Source organism: Kocuria sp. CPCC 205258 (assembly GCF_040981005.1).
In the GTDB taxonomy this organism is placed as follows: Bacteria; Actinomycetota; Actinomycetes; order Actinomycetales; family Micrococcaceae; genus Kocuria; species Kocuria rosea.
The window spans coordinates 437,755-459,984 of record NZ_JAVKPS010000003.1 but is presented as its reverse complement, the minus strand read 5'-3'; the positions used below and the strand labels follow the sequence as shown (position 1 = coordinate 459,984).

At 73.9% G+C, this 22,230-nt stretch carries 16 protein-coding genes and 1 riboswitch; of the genes, 14 read left to right on the top strand and 2 right to left on the bottom strand.

What is annotated here, in order from left to right; genetic code table 11:
* Positions 1-52 precede the first annotated feature (52 nt).
* Positions 53-2,713 carry a valine--tRNA ligase gene (gene valS, locus RF644_RS08135; protein ID WP_368796146.1) on the bottom strand — a complete coding sequence of 887 codons (2,661 nt, stop codon included), beginning with the start codon at positions 2,711-2,713 and terminating at the stop codon, positions 53-55.
* 85 nt (positions 2,714-2,798) lie between these two features.
* Between valS and RF644_RS08130 the strand changes: the two genes are divergently transcribed.
* The 5 genes from RF644_RS08130 (at position 2,799) to ndk (ending at position 9,621) form a co-directional block, all read left to right on the top strand.
* The gene (locus RF644_RS08130) at positions 2,799-3,578 is read left to right on the top strand and encodes an SDR family oxidoreductase (RefSeq protein WP_035930044.1); all 780 of its coding nucleotides are present in this window, start codon (positions 2,799-2,801) and stop codon (positions 3,576-3,578) included.
* Positions 3,579-3,944: 366 nt separating this feature from the next.
* Positions 3,945-7,292 (top strand): isoleucine--tRNA ligase, encoded by a 3,348-nt coding sequence (gene ileS, locus RF644_RS08125; RefSeq protein ID WP_368796145.1) that lies wholly within the window; start codon positions 3,945-3,947, stop codon positions 7,290-7,292.
* On the top strand, positions 7,289-8,662 hold the full coding sequence (locus RF644_RS08120) for a folylpolyglutamate synthase/dihydrofolate synthase family protein (protein WP_368796144.1): 1,374 nt from the start codon (positions 7,289-7,291) through the stop codon (positions 8,660-8,662). The genes ileS and RF644_RS08120 overlap by 4 nt, the downstream gene beginning before the upstream one ends.
* A 64-nt stretch (positions 8,663-8,726) precedes the next feature.
* Positions 8,727-9,161, top strand: coding sequence for a DUF4233 domain-containing protein (locus tag RF644_RS08115; RefSeq protein ID WP_368796176.1), 435 nt, complete (start codon positions 8,727-8,729; stop codon positions 9,159-9,161).
* 43 nt (positions 9,162-9,204) lie between these two features.
* On the top strand, positions 9,205-9,621 hold the full coding sequence (ndk, locus tag RF644_RS08110) for a nucleoside-diphosphate kinase (protein ID WP_017834593.1): 417 nt from the start codon (positions 9,205-9,207) through the stop codon (positions 9,619-9,621).
* Between the two features lie 123 nt (positions 9,622-9,744).
* Here the strand turns inward: ndk and RF644_RS08105 are convergent, their stop codons facing one another.
* Entirely contained in the window at positions 9,745-10,377 is a 633-nt protein-coding gene (locus RF644_RS08105; RefSeq protein WP_368796143.1) for a vitamin K epoxide reductase family protein, read from the bottom strand.
* Positions 10,378-10,804: 427 nt separating this feature from the next.
* Here RF644_RS08105 and RF644_RS08100 point away from each other — a divergent pair, with 427 nt between their 5' ends.
* From RF644_RS08100 to proB, 9 genes are all read left to right on the top strand, one after another.
* Positions 10,805-14,131, top strand: coding sequence for an Rne/Rng family ribonuclease (locus RF644_RS08100; RefSeq protein WP_368796142.1), 3,327 nt, complete (start codon positions 10,805-10,807; stop codon positions 14,129-14,131).
* A 193-nt stretch (positions 14,132-14,324) separates the two neighbouring features.
* Complete coding sequence (locus RF644_RS08095) at positions 14,325-15,059, top strand: nuclear transport factor 2 family protein (protein ID WP_368796141.1); 735 nt, start codon at positions 14,325-14,327, stop codon at positions 15,057-15,059.
* Between the two features lie 49 nt (positions 15,060-15,108).
* Positions 15,109-15,202, top strand: a riboswitch (TPP riboswitch).
* 42 nt (positions 15,203-15,244) lie between these two features.
* Positions 15,245-16,069, top strand: a complete 825-nt coding sequence (thiM, locus tag RF644_RS08090) for a hydroxyethylthiazole kinase (protein WP_368796140.1) — start codon at positions 15,245-15,247, stop codon at positions 16,067-16,069.
* On the top strand, positions 16,066-16,749 hold the full coding sequence (gene thiE / locus RF644_RS08085) for a thiamine phosphate synthase (protein WP_368796139.1): 684 nt from the start codon (positions 16,066-16,068) through the stop codon (positions 16,747-16,749). Before thiM ends, thiE begins: the two co-directional genes overlap by 4 nt.
* A complete protein-coding gene (locus RF644_RS08080) occupies positions 16,746-18,281 on the top strand; it encodes a bifunctional hydroxymethylpyrimidine kinase/phosphomethylpyrimidine kinase (RefSeq protein WP_368796138.1) in 1,536 nt (511 codons plus the stop codon). The genes thiE and RF644_RS08080 overlap by 4 nt, the downstream gene beginning before the upstream one ends.
* Positions 18,282-18,501: 220 nt before the next feature.
* Positions 18,502-18,813 (top strand): 50S ribosomal protein L21, encoded by a 312-nt coding sequence (gene rplU, locus RF644_RS08075; RefSeq protein ID WP_017834600.1) that lies wholly within the window; start codon positions 18,502-18,504, stop codon positions 18,811-18,813.
* Positions 18,814-18,873: 60 nt separating this feature from the next.
* Positions 18,874-19,131, top strand: a complete 258-nt coding sequence (gene rpmA / locus RF644_RS08070) for a 50S ribosomal protein L27 (RefSeq protein ID WP_017834601.1) — start codon at positions 18,874-18,876, stop codon at positions 19,129-19,131.
* 142 nt (positions 19,132-19,273) lie between these two features.
* Entirely contained in the window at positions 19,274-20,833 is a 1,560-nt protein-coding gene (obgE, locus tag RF644_RS08065; RefSeq protein ID WP_368796137.1) for a GTPase ObgE, read from the top strand.
* Positions 20,834-20,960: 127 nt separating this feature from the next.
* Entirely contained in the window at positions 20,961-22,214 is a 1,254-nt protein-coding gene (proB, locus tag RF644_RS08060; protein WP_035930013.1) for a glutamate 5-kinase, read from the top strand.
* Positions 22,215-22,230 lie beyond the last annotated feature (16 nt).

The window sequence follows — 22,230 nt, the reverse complement described above, 5'->3', positions numbered from 1 at the left end:
GGGCCCGGCCGCCGCGGCGGCCGGGCCCTCGTGCTGCGCACCGGGGACGGCGCTACCGGGCCGGCTCCTCCGCGGAGACCAGCTCGACGTCGCGCACGGCGAGGCCCTCGGGCCCGGCGACGAGCACGAGCTCGGCGGCGTTGCCCGCGGCCTTGAGGTCGCCCAGGCCCGCCTGAAGGCGGGCGACGTCCTCGGCGGCGGCCGTGATGGTCGCCGAGCGCACCTCCGTGCGCTGCTTGACCTTGGCCTCGGACTTGGCCTTGCGCAGCCCCGAGAGGGCCTCGCCCACGGTCGTGAGCACCTCCGGGTCGGCGTCGGTCACGGCGTCCGCGAAGCCCTCGACGCCCGGCCACGAGGCCCGGTGCACGGAGCCGGTGCGCCACCAGGACCAGACCTCGTCCGTGGCGAACGGCAGGACGGGGGCGAACAGGCGCAGCAGCGCGTCGAGGGTCGTGGCGAGCGCGGCGTGCACGGACGCCTGCGCGGCCGCCCCGCGGGCCCCGTAGGCCCGGTCCTTCACGAGCTCGACGTAGTCGTCGGTGAAGGTCCAGAAGAACTGCTCGGTGAGCTGCAGGGCCCGGGCGTACTCGTAGTCCCGGAACGCCTGGCCGGCGCGCTCCACGACCGTGGCCAGCTGGGCGAGCAGCGCACGGTCCACCGCGTCGGTCACGACGTCCGCGGACGCCCCGGCGCCGAGCACGGAGGCCTCGGTGACGCCCTGGGCGAGGACGAACTTCGAGGCGTTGAGCAGCTTGATGGCCAGCCGGCGGCCGATCTTCATCTGCCCCTCGTCGTAGGCGGTGTCCGCGCCCAGGCGGGCGGAGGCGGCCCAGTAGCGCACCGCGTCGGCCCCGTAGTTCTCGAGCACCTCGGTGGGGACCACCACGTTGCCCTTGGACTTGGACATCTTCTTGCGGTCCGGGTCGAGGATCCACCCGGAGAGCGCGGTGTTGGTCCAGGGCACCGTGCCGGCCAGCGACTCGGAGCGCACCACCGTGGAGAACAGCCAGGTGCGGATGATGTCGTGGCCCTGGGGCCGGAGGTCCATCGGGAAGGTGTTGGCGTGCAGCCGCTCGTCGAACGCCCAGCCGGTGGCGATCTGGGGAGACAGCGAGGACGTCGCCCAGGTGTCGAGCACGTCCGGGTCGCCGGTGAAGCCGTGCGGCTGGTCCCGCTGGGTCTCGTCGAAGCCGGGGGCCGGGTCGGCGGCCGGGTCCACGGGCAGCTGGTCGAGGGCGGGCAGGACGGGGTCGTCGTAGTCCGGGTTGCCGTCGCCGTCGAGCCGGTACCAGACCGGGAAGGGCACCCCGAAGAAGCGCTGGCGGGAGATCAGCCAGTCGCCGTGCAGGCCCTCGATCCAGTTCTCGTACCGGGACCGCATGAACGCGGGGTGCCAGTCCATCTCGCGCCCGCGCCCGATGAGCGCCTCGCGCCGGTCGGCGTCGCGGCCGCCGTTGCGGATGTACCACTGGCGGGAGGTGACGACCTCGAGCGGCTTGTCGCCCTTCTCGTAGAAGTTCACCGGGTGCATGACCTTCCGGGGCTCGCCCACCAGGTCCCCGGACTCCCGGAGCATCTCCACGACGGCCTGCTGCGCCGAGAACACGGTCCTGCCCGCCACCTCGGCGTAGCGCTCGGCCGGGGCGCCGGCGGCGATCCACTCCGGGGTCTCGCTCGCGAAGCGGCCGTCGCGGCCGATCAGCGCCCGGGTCGGGAGGTCCAGCTCCCGCCACCACGTGACGTCGGTGAGGTCGCCGAAGGTGCAGATCATGGCGATCCCGGAGCCCTTGTCCGGCTTGGCCAGCGGGTGCGCCCGCACCTCGACCTCGACGTCGAACAAGGGGGAGCGCACCGTGGTGCCGAACAGCGGCTGGTAGCGCTCGTCGTCCGGGTGGGCCACGAGGGCCACGCACGCGGGCAGCAGCTCGGGGCGGGTGGTCTCGATGTGCACCGGCTCGCCGTCGGGACGGTGGAAGGCGACCCGGTGGTAGGTGCCCTCCCGCTCCCGGTCCTCGAGCTCGGCCTGGGCCACGGCGGTGCGGAAGGTGACGTCCCACAGGGTGGGGGCCTCGGCCATGTAGGCGTTGCCGGCCGCGAGGTCCTGGAGGAAGGCGCGCTGGGAGACGGCCCGGGAGCGGGCGTCGATGGTGCGGTAGGTGCGGGTCCAGTCCACGGACAGGCCCAGGGTGGAGAACAGCTGCTCGAAGACCTTCTCGTCCTCGACCGCCAGCTCCTCGCAGAGCTCGATGAAGTTCTTGCGGGAGACCACGTCCCAGTCGCGCTGGTTCTTCGCGGGCTTCTCCGGCGGGCGGTAGCCCTCGACGTAGGGCCTCGTGGGGTCGCAGCGCACGCCGTAGTAGTTCTGCACGCGGCGCTCGGTGGGCAGGCCGTTGTCGTCCCAGCCCAGCGGGTAGAAGACGTTCTTGCCGCTCATCCGCTGGAAGCGGGCGATCACGTCCGTCTGCGTGTAGGAGAACATGTGGCCGACGTGCAGGGAGCCCGAGGCGGTCGGCGGGGGAGTGTCGATCGAGTAGACCTGCTCGCGCGTGGTGTCCTCGTCGAAGGCGAAGGTGCCCTCCTCGCGCCACCTGCGCGCGTACTTCTGCTCCAGGCCCTCCAGCGCGGGCTTGTCGGGAACGGTCACGGGCGTGGTCTCGGGCGTGGTCTCCGGTGCGGTCCCGGGCGTGTCTGTGCCCTGCGTGTTGTCAGCCATGCCGACCAGTCTCTCACGAGCCCCGGCACGCGCCCCGACGCCCCGGTGCTTGGGCGGCGCCCGGCGCCCGGCTAGCGTGGGACCCATGACCGATCAGCAGAGCCCCACCACGCACACCGGCAGGGTCGCCGTCGTCACCGGCGCGTCGACCGGCATCGGGGAGGCCACCGCGCGCGAGCTGCGCCGGTCCGGCTGGACCGTCTACGCGGTGGCCCGCCGCGCCGAACGGCTCGAGGCCCTGGCCCGCGAGACGGGGGCCGTGCCCGCGCCGTGCGACATCACCTCGGACGCCGACGTCGAGGCCCTCCGGGACCAGGTGCTGGAGGAGCAGGGCCGCGTGGACGCGCTGCTCAACATCTCCGGCGGCGCCCGCGGCACGGACCGCGTGGCCGAGGCCAGCACCGAGGACTGGGAGTGGATGTACCAGGTCAACGTGCTCGGCACGATGCGCCTGACCCGCGCCTTCCTCCCGGCGCTGCGCGCGAACGGAGAGGGCACCGTCCTGAACCTCACGTCCCTCGCCGCGCACCGGGCCTACGAGGGCGGCGGCGGCTACAACGCCGCGAAGTTCGCCGAGCGGGCCATGACGGAGGCGCTGCGGCTCGAGGAGGCCGAGCACAACGTGCGCGTCGTCGAGATCGCCCCGGGCCTCGTGCACACCCCGGAGTTCTCCCTCAACCGCCTCGGCGGGGACCAGGAGGCCGCGGAGAAGGTCTACGCGGGCGTGGACAAGCCCCTCACCTCCGAGGACGTCGCCCAGGTGTGCGCCTTCGCGGTGAACCTGCCCCACCACGTGGACCTCGACACCGTGACCATCAAGCCGGTCGCCCAGGCGGCCCCGCACAAGCTGATCCGCGGCCGGTAGCCCTCCCGGCGAACTCACCCACCCCCGCCGAGGTCGTGGCTGGCGGCCACCGGAGACCGCCGGGTCGCCGGCAGCCGCAATCTCGGCGACGTCCCGGGTGGGTTAAGATGGGGCAGTCATCACGGCGTCGATCCGGCCATCACCGGGGAGTCTTCGGAAGAACAGGCCCGCCCCGTCCCGGGGCGCGCCCCAGTAGAACCGAACGGGTAAGCCCGTCACAGCAGTCGACGAGCGGCGGCCCGCGTCCCCCCGGGGACCGGGGCGCAAGCGAGGTGGTACCGCGTTCCGCCCCGGGCGACCGGCCGGCAGCGTCCTTGCACCCTGACCCGCACGAGCAGCACCGACGTCAGAACGAGGATGGACCCCGTGTCAGACCAGCCCGTCTACCCCAAGGCGACCACCGACCCCGCGGCCCGGGGCGTGCCCGCGGCGCCCGCGTTCCCCGCCGTGGAGGAGCGCGTGCTCGCCTACTGGGCGCAGGACCGCACGTTCCAGGCCAGCGTGGACCAGCGCGACCCCGGCCGGGACGGCTCCAACGAGTTCGTCTTCTACGACGGCCCGCCCTTCGCCAACGGACTGCCGCACTACGGGCACCTCCTCACGGGCTACGTCAAGGACCTCGTGGCCCGCTACCAGACCCAGCGGGGCCGCCGGGTGGAGCGCCGCTTCGGCTGGGACACCCACGGCCTGCCCGCCGAGCTCGAGGCGATGAAGCAGCTCGGGATGGCGGACAAGCAGGAGATCGAGCGGATGGGCGTCGCGGCGTTCAACGACGCCTGCCGGTCCTCCGTGATGAAGTACGCCTCCGAGTGGCAGGACTACGTCACCCGCCAGGCCCGGTGGGTCGACTTCGACAACGACTACAAGACCCTCAACCCGGACTACATGGAGTCCGTGATCGCCGCGTTCAAGGCGCTCGACGACAAGGGCCTCGTCTACTCCGGCTACCGCGTCCTCCCTTACTGCTGGAAGGACGAGACCCCGCTGTCCAACCACGAGCTGCGGATGGACGACGACGTCTACCAGGACCGCCAGGACCAGACGGTGACCGTCACCTTCCCCGTGCTCGACGACGCCTCGTGGGCGGTCCGGCCCGAACTGGCCGCCGAGCTCGCCGGGGTGGAGGCCCTCGCCTGGACCACCACGCCCTGGACGCTGCCGACCAACCAGGCGATCGCCGTGGGCCCCGAGATCGTCTACGCCGTGGTCCCCGGCGCCGGCGAGCTCGAGGGCCGGCGCTTCCTGGTCGCCGAGGAGCTGCTGGGCGCCTACGCGAAGGATCTCGGCTGGGGCGAGGCCGAGGACCCGGCGGCGGCCGCGGCCGCGGCGGTGACCGCCCGTCACCGCGGGGCCGACCTCGAGGGGCTGCGCTACCAGCGGCTGTGGGACTACTTCGCGGACGCCGAGCGCTTCGGCACGGGCACGTCCTGGCAGTTCGTCGTGGCCGACTACGTCACCACCACCGACGGCACCGGGCTCGTGCACCAGGCGCCCGCCTACGGCGAGGACGACCAGAACGTCTGCGCCCGCTACGACATCCCCGTGGTGCTCTCCCTCGACGAGTCCGGGGTGTTCTACCGGCTCTTCGAGGACGAGCGGCTCGCCCCCGGCGCGCCCCTGGCCGGGATCGCCGGGCGCAACGTCTTCGACAAGGACGTGGCCCGCACGGTGGTCCGGGATCTCAGGGCCCAGGGCCGGCTGGTCCGGGAGGCCAGCTACGAGCACCCGTACCCGCACTGCTGGCGCTGCCGGAACCCGCTCATCTACCGGGCCGTGTCCTCCTGGTTCGTGGAGGTCACCCGGATCAAGGAGCGGATGGTCGAGCTCAACCAGCAGATCACCTGGATCCCGGAGAACGTCAAGGACGGCCAGTTCGGCAAGTGGCTGGAGAACGCCCGCGACTGGTCGATCTCCCGCAACCGGTACTGGGGCACGCCCATCCCGGTGTGGGAGTCCGACGACCCCGAGCACCCGCGCCGCGACGTCTACGGCTCCCTCGCCGAGCTGGAGGCCGACTTCGGCCGGCTGCCCGTCAACGACCGGGGCGAGGTCGACCTGCACCGGCCCTGGATCGACGAGCTGACCCGCCCGAACCCCGACGACCCGACGGGCGCCGCCACGATGCGGCGCGTGCCCGAGGTGCTGGACGTGTGGTTCGACTCCGGGTCGATGCCGTACGCCCAGGTGCACTACCCCATGGAGAACCGGGAGTGGTTCGAGACCCACAACCCGGGTGACTTCATCGTGGAGTACATCGGCCAGACCCGCGGCTGGTTCTACACGCTGCACATCCTGGCGACCGCGCTGTTCGACCGGCCCGCGTTCCGCAACGTCATCAGTCACGGCATCGTGCTGGGCTCGGACGGGCAGAAGATGTCGAAGTCCCTGCGCAACTACCCGGACGTCAACGAGGTCCTGGACCGGGACGGCGCGGACGCGATGCGCTGGTTCCTGATGTCCAGCCCCATCCTGCGCGGCGGGAACCTGGTGGTCACCGAGCAGAGCATCCGCGACGGCGTGCGCCAGATGATGCTGCCGCTGTGGAACGTCTACCACTTCTTCGGCCTGTACACGAACGCCGCGAACGGCGGAGCCGGCTACGAGGCCCGGACCCGCCACGACTCGGAGCACGTGATGGACCGCTTCGTGCTGGCCGCCACCGGCCGGCTCGTGACGGACGTCCAGGACGCCTTCGACCGCTACGACGTCTCCGGGGCCGCGGAGCGCCTGCGCTCCTACATGGACACCCTGACCAACTGGTACGTGCGCCGCTCCCGGGACCGGTTCTTCGACGAGGACACCGTCGCCTTCGACGTGCTGTACACCTGCCTGGAGACCGTCTGCCGGGTGGCCGCCCCGCTGCTGCCCCTGGTCGCGGAGGAGATCTGGCGCGGGCTGACCGCCGGGCGCTCCGTGCACCTGACCGACTGGCCGGACGCCTCGCTGTTCCCTGCCGAGGCCGACCTGGTGGCGCGCATGGAGACGACCCGCACGATCTGCTCCAACGGCTCCGCCCTGCGCAAGGCCCACCAGCTGCGCGTGCGCCAGCCGCTGGCCGGGATGACCGTGGTGGTGCCCGGGGGCGACGAGCTCGCGGGCACCTTCGAGCGCATCGTCGCGGACGAGCTGAACCTCAAGTCGGTGACCCTGCTCGACGCCGGCGAGGCCTCCGCGGAGCAGTTCGGCATCTCCCAGCAGCTCAGGGTCAACGCCCGCGCCGCGGGACCCCGCCTGGGCAAGGGCGTGCAGGCCGTGATCAAGGCCGCGAAGTCCGGGGACTGGAGCACGGCCGAGGACGGCACCGTCACCGCCGGCGGAACGGCGCTGCAGGAGGGCGAGTACGAGCTCGAGACCGTCGTGGCGCAGGACGCCGCGGCCGGGTCCCGCGCCGTGGCGGTCCTGCCCGGCGGCGGCTTCCTCGTCCTCGACACCGAGCTCACCCCCGAGCTCGAGGCCGAGGGCACCGCCCGGGACATGGTCCGGGCGATCCAGCAGGCCCGCAAGGACGCCGCCCTCCAGGTCTCGGACCGGATCCGCACCGTCGTCACCGCCGACGAGCGGACGGTCGCCGCCCTCGAGGCCAACCGCGGGCTCGTGGCCGGCGAGACGCTCTCCGCCGAGCTCGAGCTGCGCGTGGGCGAACCGGCCGTGGCCGTGTCCGTCGTGGGCGCCCCCACCGGGGCCTCCGCCGGCACCGGGGCGGTGCGGGCGTGAGCGCCCCCTTCGCCGGGACCGGTGGGGCGGGGACCGTCGAGGAGGTCTACGCCCGGCTGCTCGAGCGCGCCCCCGAGAACCGGATGGCCCCGCGCCTGGACGCGATGCGCCGGACCATGGAGGTCCTGGGGGAGCCGCAGCGCGCCGCCCCGGTGATCCACCTGACCGGCACGAACGGCAAGACTTCGACCGCCCGGATGGTGGAGGCCCTGCTGCTCGCCCACGACCTCCGGGTGGGCCGCTACACCAGCCCCCACCTCTCCCGGGTCACCGAGCGGATCAGCGTGGACGGCGCGCCCGTCGACGACGAGACCTTCGTGCGCGTCTTCGGCGAGATCGCCCCGTACCTGGGCTTCGTGGACGCCGAGCTGGCCGAGCGGGGGGAGCCCCGGCTCAGCTACTTCGAGACCGTCACGGCGCTCGCGTTCGCGGTCTTCGCGGACGCGCCGGTCGACGTCGTCGTCCTCGAGGTGGGCATCGGCGGCTCCTGGGACGCCACGAACGTGGCGGACGCCGCGGTGTCCGTGGTGACCCCGATCGACCTCGACCACACGGACCTGCTCGGCGACACGCTCGGGGAGATCGCCGCCGAGAAGGCCGGGATCCTCAAGCCGGGCGGGTTCCTCGTCTCCGCCGCGCAGGACCCGGAGGCCGCCGAGGTGCTCCTCGCCCGGGCCCGGGAGCTCGGCGTCCCGTTCCGCTTCGGCGGCGTCGAGTTCGGCGTGGAGGCCCGCGCCACGGCCGTGGGCGGTCAGGTGCTCACGCTCCAGGGCCTGGCCGGGCGGTACCCCGAGGTCCTGCTGCCGCTGTTCGGCGCCCACCAGGCGGAGAACGCGGCCCTGGCCCTCGCCGCGGTGGAGGCCTTCCTGGGCGGCGGGGAGAAGGAGCTCAACCCCGAGCTGGTCCGCACCGGGCTGGGCGCCGTCGAGTCCCCGGGACGCCTGGAGCTGGCCCGCAAGGCGCCCCCGGTGGTCCTCGACGCCGCGCACAACCCGCACGGGCTCACGGCCGCGGCGGCCGCCCTCAAGGAGGCCTTCACGTTCGGGAAGCTCAACCTCGTGGTGGGGATGCTCCGGGAGAAGGACACCGAGGCGATGCTGCGGGTCCTGCTCGACGAGTACGAGGAGTTCCACACCGAGTTCTGGTTCACCCGGTCCTCCTCGCCCCGGGCGGTCGACCCGCAGGAGCTCGTGGAGCTCGCCGTGGACCTGGGCTTCCCGGAGGACGTGGTCCACGCCGTCCCGCAGCTCGACGACGCGATGACCGAGGCCGTCCAGGACGCCGCCGCCCGCCCGGAGTTCGACGGCGCCGTGCTGGTCACGGGCTCGATCACCGTGGTCGGCGAGGCCCGCACGCTGCTGGGGCTGTGACCGTGCCCCGCGCCCCGCACCGACCGCACCCCCCGCAGGAGAGGACCCGTCCCACGTGGCACGCATGACCAGAGCCCAGCGCGGCCGGCGCCCCGGGCAGCCCCGGCCGCGGCGCTCGATCCGCACGATGTTCGCCTCCTCGGTGCTGGTCATGGAGGCGTTCATCGCGTTCTTCGCGGCCCTCACCGCCTACGGGGTCCTCGGCCGGGAGCTCGGGGACGGGGCCCGGACGGCGATCCTGGCCGGCGGGACCGCGCTCGCGCTGCTCCTGGGGCTGGCCCCCGCCGTGCTGGGCCGGCCCTGGGGGTACACGGTCGGCTGGGTCCTGCAGGCCGTGTTCCTGGCCACCGGCTTCGTGCTGCCCACGATGTTCTTCGTGGGCGGGCTGTCCGTGCTCGCCTGGTGGTACGCCGTGCGCACCGGGGCGCGGCTGGACCGGGAGAACGCCGCCCGCGACGCCGCCCAGGCGCAGTGGGAGCGGGAGCACCCGGACGGCTAGGCTGGGCACCGACATCCTGGACCCGCACCTCGGAAGGACCCCCATGACCACGGAACGCACCCTCGTCCTCGTCAAGCCCGACGGCGTGGCCCGCGGCCTCACCGGCGAGGTGCTCGCCCGGATCGAGGCGAAGGGCTACCGCCTCGTCGACCTGCGCCTGCTGCACGCGGAGCGCTCCGTGCTGGAGCAGCACTACGCCGAGCACCAGGGGAAGCCGTTCTACGAGCCGCTCGTCGAGTTCATGCTGAGCGGCCCGGTCGTGGCCGCCGTCGTCGAGGGCCACCGGGTGATCGAGGGCTTCCGGTCCCTGGCCGGGACCACCGAGCCGACCACCGCCGCGCCGGGCACGATCCGCGGCGACCTCGGCCGGGACTGGGGCGAGAAGGTCCAGCAGAACATCGTGCACGGCTCCGACTCCCCGGAGTCCGCCGAGCGCGAGATCGGCATCTGGTTCGCCTGAGCCCTGGGCCCGCCGGACCCCGGTGCGCACCGACGACGACGGCCTCCGCCCAGCACGGGCGGAGGCCGTCGTCGTCGTCGGTGCCGTGCCGCGTCCGGCGGAGCCGCACGGCACCGGGCGGGCTCAGGCCGGGAAAATGACCCCGGCGAAGCGGACCAGGACGGTCCCGAAGAGCAGCACGAGCAGGGCCGCGGAGACGAACCACGCCCACTGCTGGGCGCCGCGCGCCACGCCGGGCGGCGCCGGCAGCACTCCGCCGCGCAGGTTGCGGGTCGTGGTGTGCACCAGCAGGACGGTCTGCATCACCCACACGAGCATGCAGTACAGGCACAGGGCGTTGATCTCGAAGGTGGTCTGCCACCACAGCCACAGCACGAAGAGCCAGCCGAGGGTCACCCCGATCTGCAGCCCCCACCAGTACCAGGCGGCGAACCGGGCACCCGCCAGCACCGCGAGCGCCACAGCCACGACGACCGCGTAGGCGACGATGCCGATGAAGGGGTTGGGGAAGCCGAAGGCCTCCGCCTGGGGCGTGCGCATGACGGTGCCGCAGGACAGCCACGAGTTGATGTCGCAGCTGGTGCGGTGGCCGGCGTCGAGGAAGAGCTGGAGCCGCTCGTACACCAGCGTGGCAGCGCCGTAGAAGCCCAGGAGCCCGGTCACGAGGGCCACGAGGCCCCAGCGCCGGTCGGCGCGGGCGTCCGGGCCGCGGGACACGGCGGGGGAGTCGTCGAGGCGGGGCGGAGTGGAGGTCACACGCCGATCCTAGGCGATGCCCCCTGATGCTCCCCGGGGGCTCTCCCGGCCCCGTGCCCGCGGGTTGCGGGCCGTGACGGAGCCAATCCGGCCCGCACCGGGGCGTCTGTGAGATACTGGCCACGGTCGAGCCCGCCCGTACGCGGGATCTCGGCCCAGTCGGACTTCGACCCCAGGTCGGCAGGACCCGCGGCTCTCATCGGATTGAGCGCGTCCGCCGCCGGCCCAAGACCGTTGCCCTCGTGAGCAGCGGCTCGAAGCCCCGGACTGGCTCGCTGCCGTCCCCGCCCGTTCGCGAGGTGTGCGGGACGCGACGGGTACGCACAGGACTTCTGGCCGCCGCGTGGACCCCCACCGGCGATACGCCGACCAAGCAGCTGCGGGGACCGGGTACGGACGGCGTACCGCGGCAGGAGCACAGCTGTATATGGATGCCGAACAGGTGAACCAGGCCGGGGCGCAGGACGCCCTGGACGCTGGTCAGCAGAACACATCGCACGACGCCCGCCGGGACCTCCCGGCGGCGGAGGCAACGGTGCAGGACGCCGCCGCCGAGACCCCGGGCCACGTGCCCGAGGAGCCGTCGGAGGACGCGCCGGCCGTGCCGGAAACCGCCCCCGAGGTCTCGGGCCACGTGCCCGAGGAGCCGTCGGAGGACGCGCGACCCGTGCCGGAGGCCGGGCCCGGCACGCCGGGCGAGCCGTTGGAGGCCGCCCCGTCCGCGCCGGCCACCGGCGACGCCGCGGGGACCGACACCCTCGACGTCGCGCCCGGGACCGCGGTCCCCGGCGACGAGCGCCCCGGTGCGGTGGCCGAGGAGGCCGCCGCGCCCGCGAACCCCGCGCCCGGCACGCCCGGTGCCGAGGAGGCCGCCGAGGGCGTCGAGCCCGCCGGCGAGACCGAGGACCTGGGTCCCGGGGCCCAGGCGCCGGCCGCCGACGCGCCGGCCGGAGCCGGGCAGGACCCCGCCCCGTCCGCCGAGGACGACGAGGCGGACACCGACGACGGCGCGGACACCGATGACGAGGACGCCGACGACGACGGGGAGCCGCGCACGGCGCCGGCCGCCGCGGTGACGGCGACCTCTCTCATGTTCCACGCCCCGGACCTCGACGAGCTGCGCGAGGCCGCTCAGCAGCGCGCCGCCCGCCGCCGGGAGGCGCGGCGCCGCCAGCAGGAGGAGAACGCCTCCGCCGAGGACCCGGGCGACGGCCCCGAGGAGCCGGACACGGCGGAGCTCGCCGACGAGGGCGAGGAGGCCGGCCAGGGCACCGGCGGGAGCGCCACCAGCCGCCGCCGCCGGCGCCGCCGCCGCGGCGAGGTCGACATGGAGCTCGTGGGCGGCAGCGACGACGATCCCCCCAACACGGTGACCCGGGTCCGGGCGCCCCGCGCCGCGGAGACCGCCACGGTCGACGAGGTCGTGGCCGTGAAGGGCTCCACGCGGCTCGAGGCCAAGAAGCAGCGCCGGCGCGAGTCCCGCCAGACGGGCCGCCGCCGCCAGGTGATCACCGAGGCCGAGTTCCTGGCCCGCCGCGAGTCGGTCGAGCGGCAGATGCTGGTCCGGCAGAAGGACAACCGGATCCAGATCGGCGTCCTCGAGGACGGCGTCCTGGCCGAGCACTTCGTCTCGCACACCCAGCAGGACTCCCTGATCGGCAACGTCTACGTGGGCAAGGTGCAGAACGTGCTGCCGTCCATGGAGGCCGCGTTCATCGACATCGGCCGGGGCCGCAACGCCGTGCTCTACGCCGGCGAGGTCAACTGGGACGCGTCGCGGCTCGAGGGCGGGCCGCGCCGGATCGAGGTCGCGCTGAAGTCCGGGGACTCCGTCCTGGTGCAGGTCACCAAGGACCCGGTGGGGCACAAGGGCGCCCGGCTCACGAGCCAGATCTCCCTGCCCGGCCGGTACCTGGTCTACGTCCCGGGCGGGTCGATGACCGGGATCTCCCGGAAGCTGCCCGACGTGGAGCGCGCCCGGCTGAAGAAGATCCTCAAGGACCGTCTGCCGGACGGGGCGGGCGTCATCGTGCGCACCGCCGCCGAGGGGGCCTCCGAGCAGGAGCTCACCCACGACATCAACCGGCTGCGCGCCCAGTGGGAGCAGATCCAGGAGCGGGCCGGGTCGACCAGGACGCTCGCGCCCGAGATGCTCTACGCGGAGCCGGACCTCACGATCAAGACGGTGCGCGACGTCTTCAACGAGGACTTCACCACCATGGTCGTCCAGGGCGACGAGGCGTGGGACAACATCGAGGCGTACGTGACCTACGTCGCACCGGACCTGCTCGACCGGCTCAAGAAGTGGGACGAGGACGAGGACCTGTTCGTGAACTACCGCGTGGAGGAACAGATCCAGAAGGCACTCGAGCGCAAGGTCTTCCTGCCCTCGGGCGGCTCGCTCGTCATCGACCGCACCGAGGCGATGACTGTGGTCGACGTGAACACCGGCAAGTTCACCGGCTCCGGGGGCAACCTCGAGGAGACCGTCACCAAGAACAACCTGGAGGCGGCCGAGGAGATCGTCCGGCAGCTGCGGCTGCGGGACATCGGCGGGATCATCGTGATCGACTTCATCGACATGGTCCTCGAGTCCAACCGGGACCTCGTGCTGCGCCGGCTGGTGGAGTGCCTGGGCCGGGACCGCACCAAGCACCAGGTGGCGGAGGTGACCTCGCTGGGCCTCGTGCAGATGACCCGCAAGCGCATGGGCACCGGCCTGCTGGAGGTGTTCTCCGAGCCGTGCGAGCACTGCGCCGGCCGCGGCGTGGTGGTCCACGACCACCCGCTCGAGGGCCGCTCCGGCGGCGCCACGAGCGAGTCCCGCGACCAGCGGCCGAACCGCACGGAGCGCAAGCGCGGCCGCGGGGGCCGCAACGAGCAGCAGCCCGCCCGGACGGAGCAGCGCTCCGCCGAGGCCGACCCCGCGGAGAAGGCCAAGGCCGAGGCCGCGCGGACGGCGTTCGCGACGATCGCCGCCGCCACCCACCACGAGGAGGCGGCCGCGGACGAGCCGGAGCGCGCCGAGGAGGCCGCCCAGCCCGCGGAGTCCCGGCCCGAGGGCTCGGGGCGCTCCCGGAAGAAGCGCCGCGGCAAGCGCAGCCGCGGACGCGGCCAGGGCGGGGACACCGCCGCCGAGCAGCAGCCGGAGGAGGGGGAGGACACCGCCCCCGCCGCCCCGGAGCAGCTCCCCGCCGAGGGGGCGCCGGGCGAGCAGGGCTCGCGCCTGACCATCAACGGCGAGGTCATCGAGCTGCCGCAGGGCCACGCCGTGGTCGTCGAGCCCGCCGAGGCCCGGCCGCTGAGCCTGGACTCCCTCGCGGAGGTCTTCGGGCAGCGGGGACCGGACGCCGGCTCCGCCGCCCCGGAGGCCGCCGCCGAGGCGGTCACCGGTGCGGATGACGCCGCGGAGGGGGCCACCGCCGCGGCGGAGGCCCCGGCCCAGGAGAGCACGGCCCAGGAGCGCACGGAGCGGCAGGCTCCCGCCCCGGCCGCGGCGGTCGTCGCGGAACAGGCGGACGCGGAGCCCGTGCGGCCCCGGCGGCGCTCCCGGCGGGCCTCGGCCCCGACGGCGCGGCCCGGCGAGGCCGAGGTGACCGCCGGCCGAGCGGCCGCCGCGGAGGGCGCCCGGCACGAGGCGAAGACCGTCGCCCAGCGCGCCCCGGAGGACCCCTCCCGCCGGGCGCCGACCGTCGTCGGCGTCGGCGTCAAGGCCGAGGACCTCACCAGCGGCCGGCCCGCCGACCGGGGCTGACCCGCCCCGCCGAGCAGCACCACGGAGGACCCCGACCGGCACGGTCGGGGTCCTCCGTCGTCGCGGACCGTCACGGACCGCCCCGGCCTGCCCGCCCTCCGCACGGCGGCGTACCGTGGTGCGCACCACAGCACACCCGGGGCCGCCGTCCCGTCCGCCGGGAGAGCGGCCGCCCGTTCCAGGGAGCATCGCCATGACCAGTGCAGACACCATCCGCACCACCGGCACGGAACTGTTCGTCCACCGGGATCCGTCGGCCGTGGACCGTCACTACACGGAGGACTTCGTCCAGCACTCGCCGCTCGCGCCGGACGGGCGCGAGGGTCTCAGGCAGTTCGTGCGGAGCATGCCCGACGACTTCCGCGTGGACATGGTCCGGATGCTCGACGACCACGGGACGGTGGCCGTCCACTCGGTGTACGAAGGGCTCGGTCCGGAGCCGCTGGTCGGCTTCGACGTCTTCCGGGTGGAGGACGGACGGATCGCCGAGCACTGGGACGTCCTCGAGCCCCTGCGCACGGGCCCCGACGGCGCCCGCCCCCAGCTCGACGGCCCCGTCGCGGTCACGGACCACGAGCGGACGCAGGACAACAAGCGCATCGCCGCCGAGTGGGTCGAGGCCGCCCTCGTCGGGGGCGACCGCCACGCCGTCCAGGACCACATGAGCCCCCGGGGCTGCACCGAGCACACCGGCGGCACGCCGGACGGCCCGCAGCCCGCGTACCAGCGGCTGCGCCGCGTGGTCGGCGAGGGGAACTTCGTGCTGACCGTCGCGGAGGCCGTGCCCGGAGGGAACAGCGACGGGGGATCCACCGGAACGGTGGCCTGCTACGACCTCTGGCGCCTCGACGACGGCCGGATCGTGGAGCACTGGGGCGTCGCGCAGCCGGTGCCCGAGCGGATGGCGCACGCCAACGGCATGTTCTGATCCCGTGCGGGGTCCGTGCCGGCTCCCGCACGACGACTAGACTGGCAGGACACCAGACACGGGGTGCCGCACGAGCGGCTGAGAACACACCCGTCGAACCTGATCTAGCCAGTACTAGCGAAGGGATGTCGCAGATGCGCGATGCCGTACCCCCGTCCGACCGCACACCAGGACCCGGGAGGCCGGTGCCGCCGGACCCCGCGCTCGCCGAGGACGCCGCCGCGGCCCTGGCGGACCTGCGCGCCGCGGCGCCGCTGGTGCAGTGCATCACCAACGCCGTGGTCACCAACTTCACCGCCAACGTGCTGCTCGCCGTGGGCGCGTCCCCGGCGATGACCGACATCCAGGGCGAGGGCGGGGTCTTCGCGGAGCTCGCCGACGGCCTCCTCGTGAACACCGGCACGCCCACCGCCGAGCAGCGCGGCGCCGCCTACGAGGCCGTCGGGGCCCGGCGCCGCGCGGGCCGGGCCTGGGTCCTGGACCCGGTGGCGGTGGGTGCCCTGCCCGTGCGCACGGCGCTGGCCCGCGACCTGCTCGGGTTCGAGCCGGCGATCGTGCGCGGCAACGCCTCCGAGGTCATCGCCCTCGCCGGCGGCGCCGGCGGCCGCGGCACAGACGCGACCCACGGCGTCGACGCGGCCCGGGACGCCGCCGCCGCGCTCGCCGAGCGGGCCGGCTCGGCGGTGGCCGTGTCCGGGCCCGTGGACCTCGTCCGCTCCCCGGACGGCACCGTGGTCCGGGTGCCGCACGGCACGCCCCTGCTGACCCGCATCACCGGCGGCGGGTGCGCCCTGGGCGCCCTCATGGCCGCGTTCACCGCCGTGCGCACGGACCCGGCCGCCGCGGCGGTGGCCGCCACCACGGTGTACACCCTCGCGGCCGAGGACGCGGCCTCCGACTCCGCCGGGCCCGGCTCCTTCGCCGTGGCGCTGCTGGACCGGCTGCACGCCGTCACCCCGGAGGGGATCGCTGCCCGGGCGGAGCTCGTGCGCGAGGAGGTCGCCCGGTGAGCCCGCGCCTCGACCCCGCGGCCCTGTCCCTGCACCTGGTGACGGACACCGCCCTGAGCGCCCCCCGGACGGTCCCGGACGTCGTGGCCGCCGCCGTGCGCGGGGGAGCCACCATGGTGCAGGTGCGGGAGAAGGACGCCCCGGTCCGCGAGCTCGTCGCCCTGCTGACGGCCGTCGCCGAGCGCGTGGGCCGGGAGGTGCCCGTGCTCGTGGACGACCGCGCCGACGTGTACCTCGCCGCCCGCGCGGCCGGCGCCCCCGTGGCCGGCGTGCACGTGGGCCAGTCCGACCTGCCCGTGGCGCTCGCCCGGGAGATCTGCGGCCCGCACGCCGTGCTCGGCCTCAGCGCCGCCACGGCGGAGGAGCTCGATGCTGCCGCCGCGCTGCCGGCCGGGACGGTCGACTACCTGGGCGTCGGGGCGGTGCGGGCGACCCGCACCAAGCCCGACCCCCCCGAGCCGCTGGGCGTCGAGGGCTTCGCCCGCGCCGCGGCCCGCACGGCCCTGCCCTGCCTGGCCATCGGCGGGGTGCGGGTCGAGGACGCCCCCGGCCTGCGCGCCGCCGGCGCCGCGGGGCTGGCCGTGGTCTCCGGGATCTGCGCCGACCCGGACCCCGCCGCCGCGGCCGCCCGCTACCTGCGGGCCTTCGCCGCCGTGCCCGCCGGGGAGGTGGCTCCGTGACCGCCCGCGTGCCCCGCGTCCTGGCCATCGCCGGCACCGACCCCACGGGCGGCGCCGGCCAGCACGCGGACCTCAAGTCGATCGCCGCGATGGGCGGCTACGGGATGAGCGCCGTCACCGCCGTCGTCGTGCAGAACACCGTGGGCGTGCGCGACATCCACGTCCCGCCGGTCGAGTTCCTCTCGGCACAGCTGGACGCGGTCGCCGAGGACGTCGAGATCGACGCCGTCAAGATCGGGATGCTCGGGTCCGTGCCGGTCATCGAGGCCGTCACCCGGTGGCTCGGGACCCACCGGCCGCCGGTCGTGGTCCTGGACCCCGTCATGGTCGCGACCTCCGGGGGCCGCCTGCTGGAGCGCGAGGCCGAGGACGCCCTGCGCGCGATGCTCGGCCTCGCCGACCTGATCACCCCGAACCTGCAGGAGCTCGCCGTGCTCGCCGGGGAGGACACGGCGTCGTCGTGGGACGAGGCCCTCGCGCAGGGCCACCGCGTGGCCCGCGCCCACGGCACCCTGGTGCTCGTCAAGGGCGGGCACCTCACGGGGGACCGGACGCCCGACGCGCTCGTCGGCCCGGACGCCCCCGCGCCCCTCGTGGCGTTCGACGGCGCCCGCGTGCCCACCGAGAACTCCCACGGCACCGGGTGCTCCCTCTCCTCGGCCCTGGCCACCCTCCAGGCCCGGCACGGGGACTGGCCCCGGAGCCTGCGGATCGCCCGGGACTGGCTGCGCGGGGCCCTCGAGGCCGCCGGGGACCTCGAGGTGGGCCACGGCAGCGGGCCCGTCCACCACTTCCACCACGTCCAGGACGCCCTCGAGAGCTGGGGCACGGCGCCGGAGCGGTTCACCGACGAGCTGTGGGAGGCCTCCGCGGCCGTGCGGCGGGAGATCGAGGAGCTCGAGTTCGTCCGCCTCCTCGGCGACGGCCGGCTCGAGCCGGACCGCTTCCTCGCCTACCTCGACCAGGACCTGCAGTACCTCGACGGATACAGCCGGGCGCTGGCCCTGCTGGCCGCCAGGGCGCCCGACGAGGAGCAGCGGCTGTTCTTCGCCGCCGGCGCCGTGTCCTGCACCGAGACCGAGGCGCAGCTGCACCGGGCCCGGCTGCGGCACGCCGGGGACGGCGGCGCCCGGGCCGGCGGCGCCCGGGACGGCCTCGGCGAGGTGACGCGGCGCTACACCACGTTCCTGCTCGCGGCCACCGCCGCCGAGCCCTACCCGGTGGGCCTGGCCGCCGTGCTGCCGTGCTACTGGGTCTACGCGGACGTGGGCCGGCACCTGAACGAGCTCGCCGCGGCCGACGGGACCGACGGGCACCCCTACGCGGACTGGCTGGCCACGTACGCGGACGAGGGGTTCCAGGAGGCCACCCGCACGGCCCGCCGGCTGCTCGACGACGCCGCCCGGGCGGCCCCGGCGGACGTCCGGGCGAGGATGCGGGAGGTGTTCCTGGAGGCCTGCGCGCTCGAGCGGGACTTCTTCGCCGCGCCGGTGGCGGAGCGCCGGTTGGCGGGCGCTGACCGGATCGAGTAGTCTTGATCTTCGGTGCCCTGCCGGTGCGCGCGTGTAAAAACTCGACACCCCACCTGGCGGCACATGCGGGTGCAGTTCCTGAATTGCGGCGAACCTGCGCTGACCTCGGCCTAGTCCCACGGGCCGGTCACCGTCAGCTCGTCTCAACGTCGTTGGTCCTGACAGGTATGCGCTCGACCCACACTGTTTACACATGACGTCGAGAGAAGTGAGTTCCCAAGTGGTGTACGCGATTGTCCGCGCTGGCGGCCGCCAGGAAAAGGTTTCCGTCGGAGACCTCGTTACCCTTGACCGCGTCGCCGGCGGAGCAGGCAGCACCATCGAGCTCCCTGCCCTGCTGCTGGTCGACGGGGACAAGATCACCTCGGATGCCCAGACCCTGGCGAGCGTCAAGGTCACGGCCGAGATCGTCGAGAACCTCCGCGGTCCCAAGATCTCCATCCAGAAGTTCAAGAACAAGACCGGCTACAAGAAGCGCCAGGGCTTCCGTGCCGAGCTGACCACCGTGAAGGTGACCGGCATCGACGCCTGACCGGCCCGGTCCCCGTCCAGACTCCACCAGCCAGTAAAGACCCGAAGGTAGGCACACCTCATGGCACACAAGAAGGGCGCGAGCTCCACTCGCAACGGTCGCGACTCCAACGCGCAGTACCTCGGCGTGAAGCGCTTCGGCGGCCAGACCGTCAACGCCGGCGAGATCCTCGTCCGGCAGCGCGGCACGCACTTCCACCCCGGCCTCAACGTCGGCCGCGGTGGCGACGACACCCTGTTCGCCCTGGCCGCCGGTCAGGTCGAGTTCGGCACCCGCCGGGGCCGCAAGGTCGTCAACATCCAGGCTGCCGCAGAGTAGTCCACAGGGCCGGCGCTGCCGGCCCCGGTGCGGGTCACGACCCGCACCACCCATGTTTGGTCTGTAGAGGGTGGGTGCGTCCAGCGCCCGCCCTCTACAGTCTTAACGTGGCCCGTCCGTTCTTGAACCAGAGGAGTTCCCCGTGGCCAGTTTCGTCGACCGCGTCGTCCTGCACGTGTCCGGCGGCTCCGGCGGGCACGGCTGCGTGTCCATCCGCCGCGAGAAGTTCAAGCCGCTCGGCGGTCCGGACGGCGGCAACGGGGGGGACGGCGGCAGCGTGGTGCTGCGCGTGGACGGCCAGACCACCACGCTGCTGAACTACCACCACGCCCCGCACCAGTCCGCCCCCAACGGCGGACCCGGCAAGGGCGACCTCCGCCACGGGCACAAGGGCGAGGACCTCGTGCTGTCCGTGCCCGACGGCACCGTGGTCAAGGACCAGGACGGCAACGTCCTGGCCGACCTCGTGGGCCAGGGCTCCGAGTTCGTGGCCGCCCCCGGCGGGCAGGGCGGACTGGGCAACGCCGCGCTGGCCTCGGTCAAGCGCAAGGCCCCCGGCTTCGCGCTCCTCGGCACGCCGGGCTCGGCCCGGGACGTGGTCCTGGAGCTGAAGTCCATCGCCGACATCGCCCTGGTCGGCTACCCCTCCGCCGGCAAGTCCAGCCTGATCGCCGCGATCAGCGCCGCCCGCCCCAAGATCGCCGACTACCCGTTCACCACGCTCGTCCCGAACCTCGGCGTGGTGGAGGCCGGGGACGTGCGCTACACCGTGGCGGACGTCCCGGGCCTGATCCCCGGCGCCTCCGAGGGCAAGGGCCTGGGGCTGGAGTTCCTCCGCCACGTCGAGCGCTGCGCCGCGCTCGTGCACGTCCTCGACTGCGCGACCCTCGAGCCCGGGCGGGACCCGGTATCCGACCTCGAGACGATCGAGGCGGAGCTCGCCGGCTACGCCGTCGACGGCGACCTCGACGGCGGCCAGGCGGTGCCGCTCAACGACCGGCCCCGGCTCGTGGTGCTGAACAAGATCGACGTCCTCGAGGCCCGGGAGCTCGCCGAGTTCGTGCGGCCCGAGCTCGAGTCCTGCGGCTACCGCGTGTTCGAGATCTCCACCGCCTCCCACGAGGGGCTGCGGCAGCTGACCTTCGCCATGGGCGAGGTCGTGCAGGAGGCCCGTGCCGCCCGCCCCGCCCCGGCGGAGGCGCCGCGGGTCGTGCTGCGCCCCAAGGGGGTGCGCGGACCCGAGTTCACCATCACCCGGGAGGAGCGCAACCTCGAGCCGCTGTGGCACGTGCGCGGCGACAAGCCCGACCGGTGGATCCTGCAGACCGACTTCAACAACGAGGAGGCCGTCGGCTACCTCGCCGACCGGCTCGCGAAGCTCGGTGTCGAGACGGAGCTGTTCAAGCAGGGCGCCCGGCCCGGCGACGCCGTGCTCATCGGTCCCGAGGACGACGGCGTGGTCTTCGACTGGGAGCCCACGATGGTCGGCGGCGCCGAGCTGCTGGCCGGGCCCCGCGGCACCGACCTGCGCTTCGCGGACATCGACCGTCCCACCCGCGAGCAGAAGCGCCAGCAGTACCAGGACCGCAAGGACGCCAAGGCCGCCGCCCGCGCCGAGCTCGAGGCCGAGCGCTCCGCCGGGGTGTGGACCGAGTCGGTCGACGCCCGGCGCGGCGAGGCCCCGGCCGGCACCGACGACTGAGCCCGCCCGCGGGGCGGGCCGCGGCCGCACGTGCCGGACGCCCCGCGGCCACCACCCGACGACCGACCCGACACACCGACTGACCCGACACACCGACGACGCCCACCGGACGAGGGAGACGCCCAGGATGAACGAGCAGACGAACGAGATCGACGTCGAGCAGCTCGAGGAGGTCGCGGAGAAGTCCGCGGTCCAGCTCAGCAGCGAGAACCGCGGCAAGAACCGGCGCAGCCCCATCGAGCGCCGCGAGGACATCCCGCGCGCCCACCGCGTGGTGGTCAAGGTCGGCTCGTCCTCGCTGACGTCCATCGAGAGCTCGATCGACGAGCAGGCCGTGCGGATGATCGTGGATGCCCTCGGCGAGACGAAGGCCCGCGGCATCGAGCTCGTGTTCGTGTCCTCGGGCGCCATCACGGCCGGTCTGGCGCCCCTGGGGCTGTCCCGGCGGCCGAAGAACCTGGCCGGCAAGCAGGCGGCCGCGGCCGTGGGCCAGGGCCTGCTCATGGGCCGCTACATCGAGTCCTTCGCCCGCTACGGCGTCACGGTGGGCCAGGTGCTGGTCACCGCCGAGGACCTGATGCGGCGCAGCCACTACAAGAACACCCACCGGCAGATCGAGCGGCTCCTGGACTTCGGGGTGCTGCCCATCGTCAACGAGAACGACGCCGTGTCCAGCCAGGAGATCAAGTTCGGCGACAACGACCGGATCGCCGCCCTGATCGCCCACCTGATCAAGGCCGACGTCCTGCTGCTGCTCTCCGACGTCGACGCCCTCTACACCATGGACCCCCGCAAGGGCGGGGAGCGGATCCCGGTGGTGAACGACCCCATCAAGGACCTCGAGGGCGTGCAGATCGGGTCGGTCGGCCGCGCCGGCGTCGGCTCCGGCGGCATGGTCACCAAGGTCCAGGCGGCCCGGATCGCCGCGGCCTCGGGCATCCCCGCGCTCGTCACCTCGGCCCAGAACATCACCCGCGCCCTGGACGGCGAGGACGTCGGCACCTGGTTCGCGACCTCCGGCGGGCGGCGCAACGTCCGGCTGCTGTGGCTGGCCCACCTCGCGGACATCAAGGGCTCCCTGACCCTGGACCCGGGCGCCGTCGAGGCGATCCGCGACCGCAACTCGCTGCTGGCCGCCGGGGTCACCGGCGTGTCCGGGACGTTCGAGGCGGGGGAGCCCGTCTCGCTGCGGGACCAGGAGGGCAAGGAGATCGCCCACGGGCTCAGCAACTACTCCTCGGACGAGATCCCGCCGATGCTCGGCAAGTCCACCTCCGTGCTGGCGGAGGAACTCGGGGACGACTACAGCCGGGAGCTCGTGCACGTGGACAACCTCGTGGTCCTGCGCGCCCGCGGCGCACGGACTAAACTGAAGAAATGACTTCCGCCGCACACGA

Bases quoted from the DNA above. Each gene is read 5' to 3' on its own strand.
- valS (WP_368796146.1), bottom strand. From the start codon at position 2,713: ATGGCTGACAACACGCAGGGCACAGACACGCCCGGGACCGCACCGGAG.
- RF644_RS08130 (WP_035930044.1), top strand. From the start codon at position 2,799: ATGACCGATCAGCAGAGCCCCACCACGCACACCGGCAGGGTCGCCGTC.
- RF644_RS08115 (WP_368796176.1), top strand. From the start codon at position 8,727: ATGACCAGAGCCCAGCGCGGCCGGCGCCCCGGGCAGCCCCGGCCGCGG.
- ndk (WP_017834593.1), top strand. From the start codon at position 9,205: ATGACCACGGAACGCACCCTCGTCCTCGTCAAGCCCGACGGCGTGGCC.
- RF644_RS08100 (WP_368796142.1), top strand. From the start codon at position 10,805: ATGGATGCCGAACAGGTGAACCAGGCCGGGGCGCAGGACGCCCTGGAC.
- RF644_RS08095 (WP_368796141.1), top strand. From the start codon at position 14,325: ATGACCAGTGCAGACACCATCCGCACCACCGGCACGGAACTGTTCGTC.
- rpmA (WP_017834601.1), top strand. From the start codon at position 18,874: ATGGCACACAAGAAGGGCGCGAGCTCCACTCGCAACGGTCGCGACTCC.
- proB (WP_035930013.1), top strand. From the start codon at position 20,961: ATGAACGAGCAGACGAACGAGATCGACGTCGAGCAGCTCGAGGAGGTC.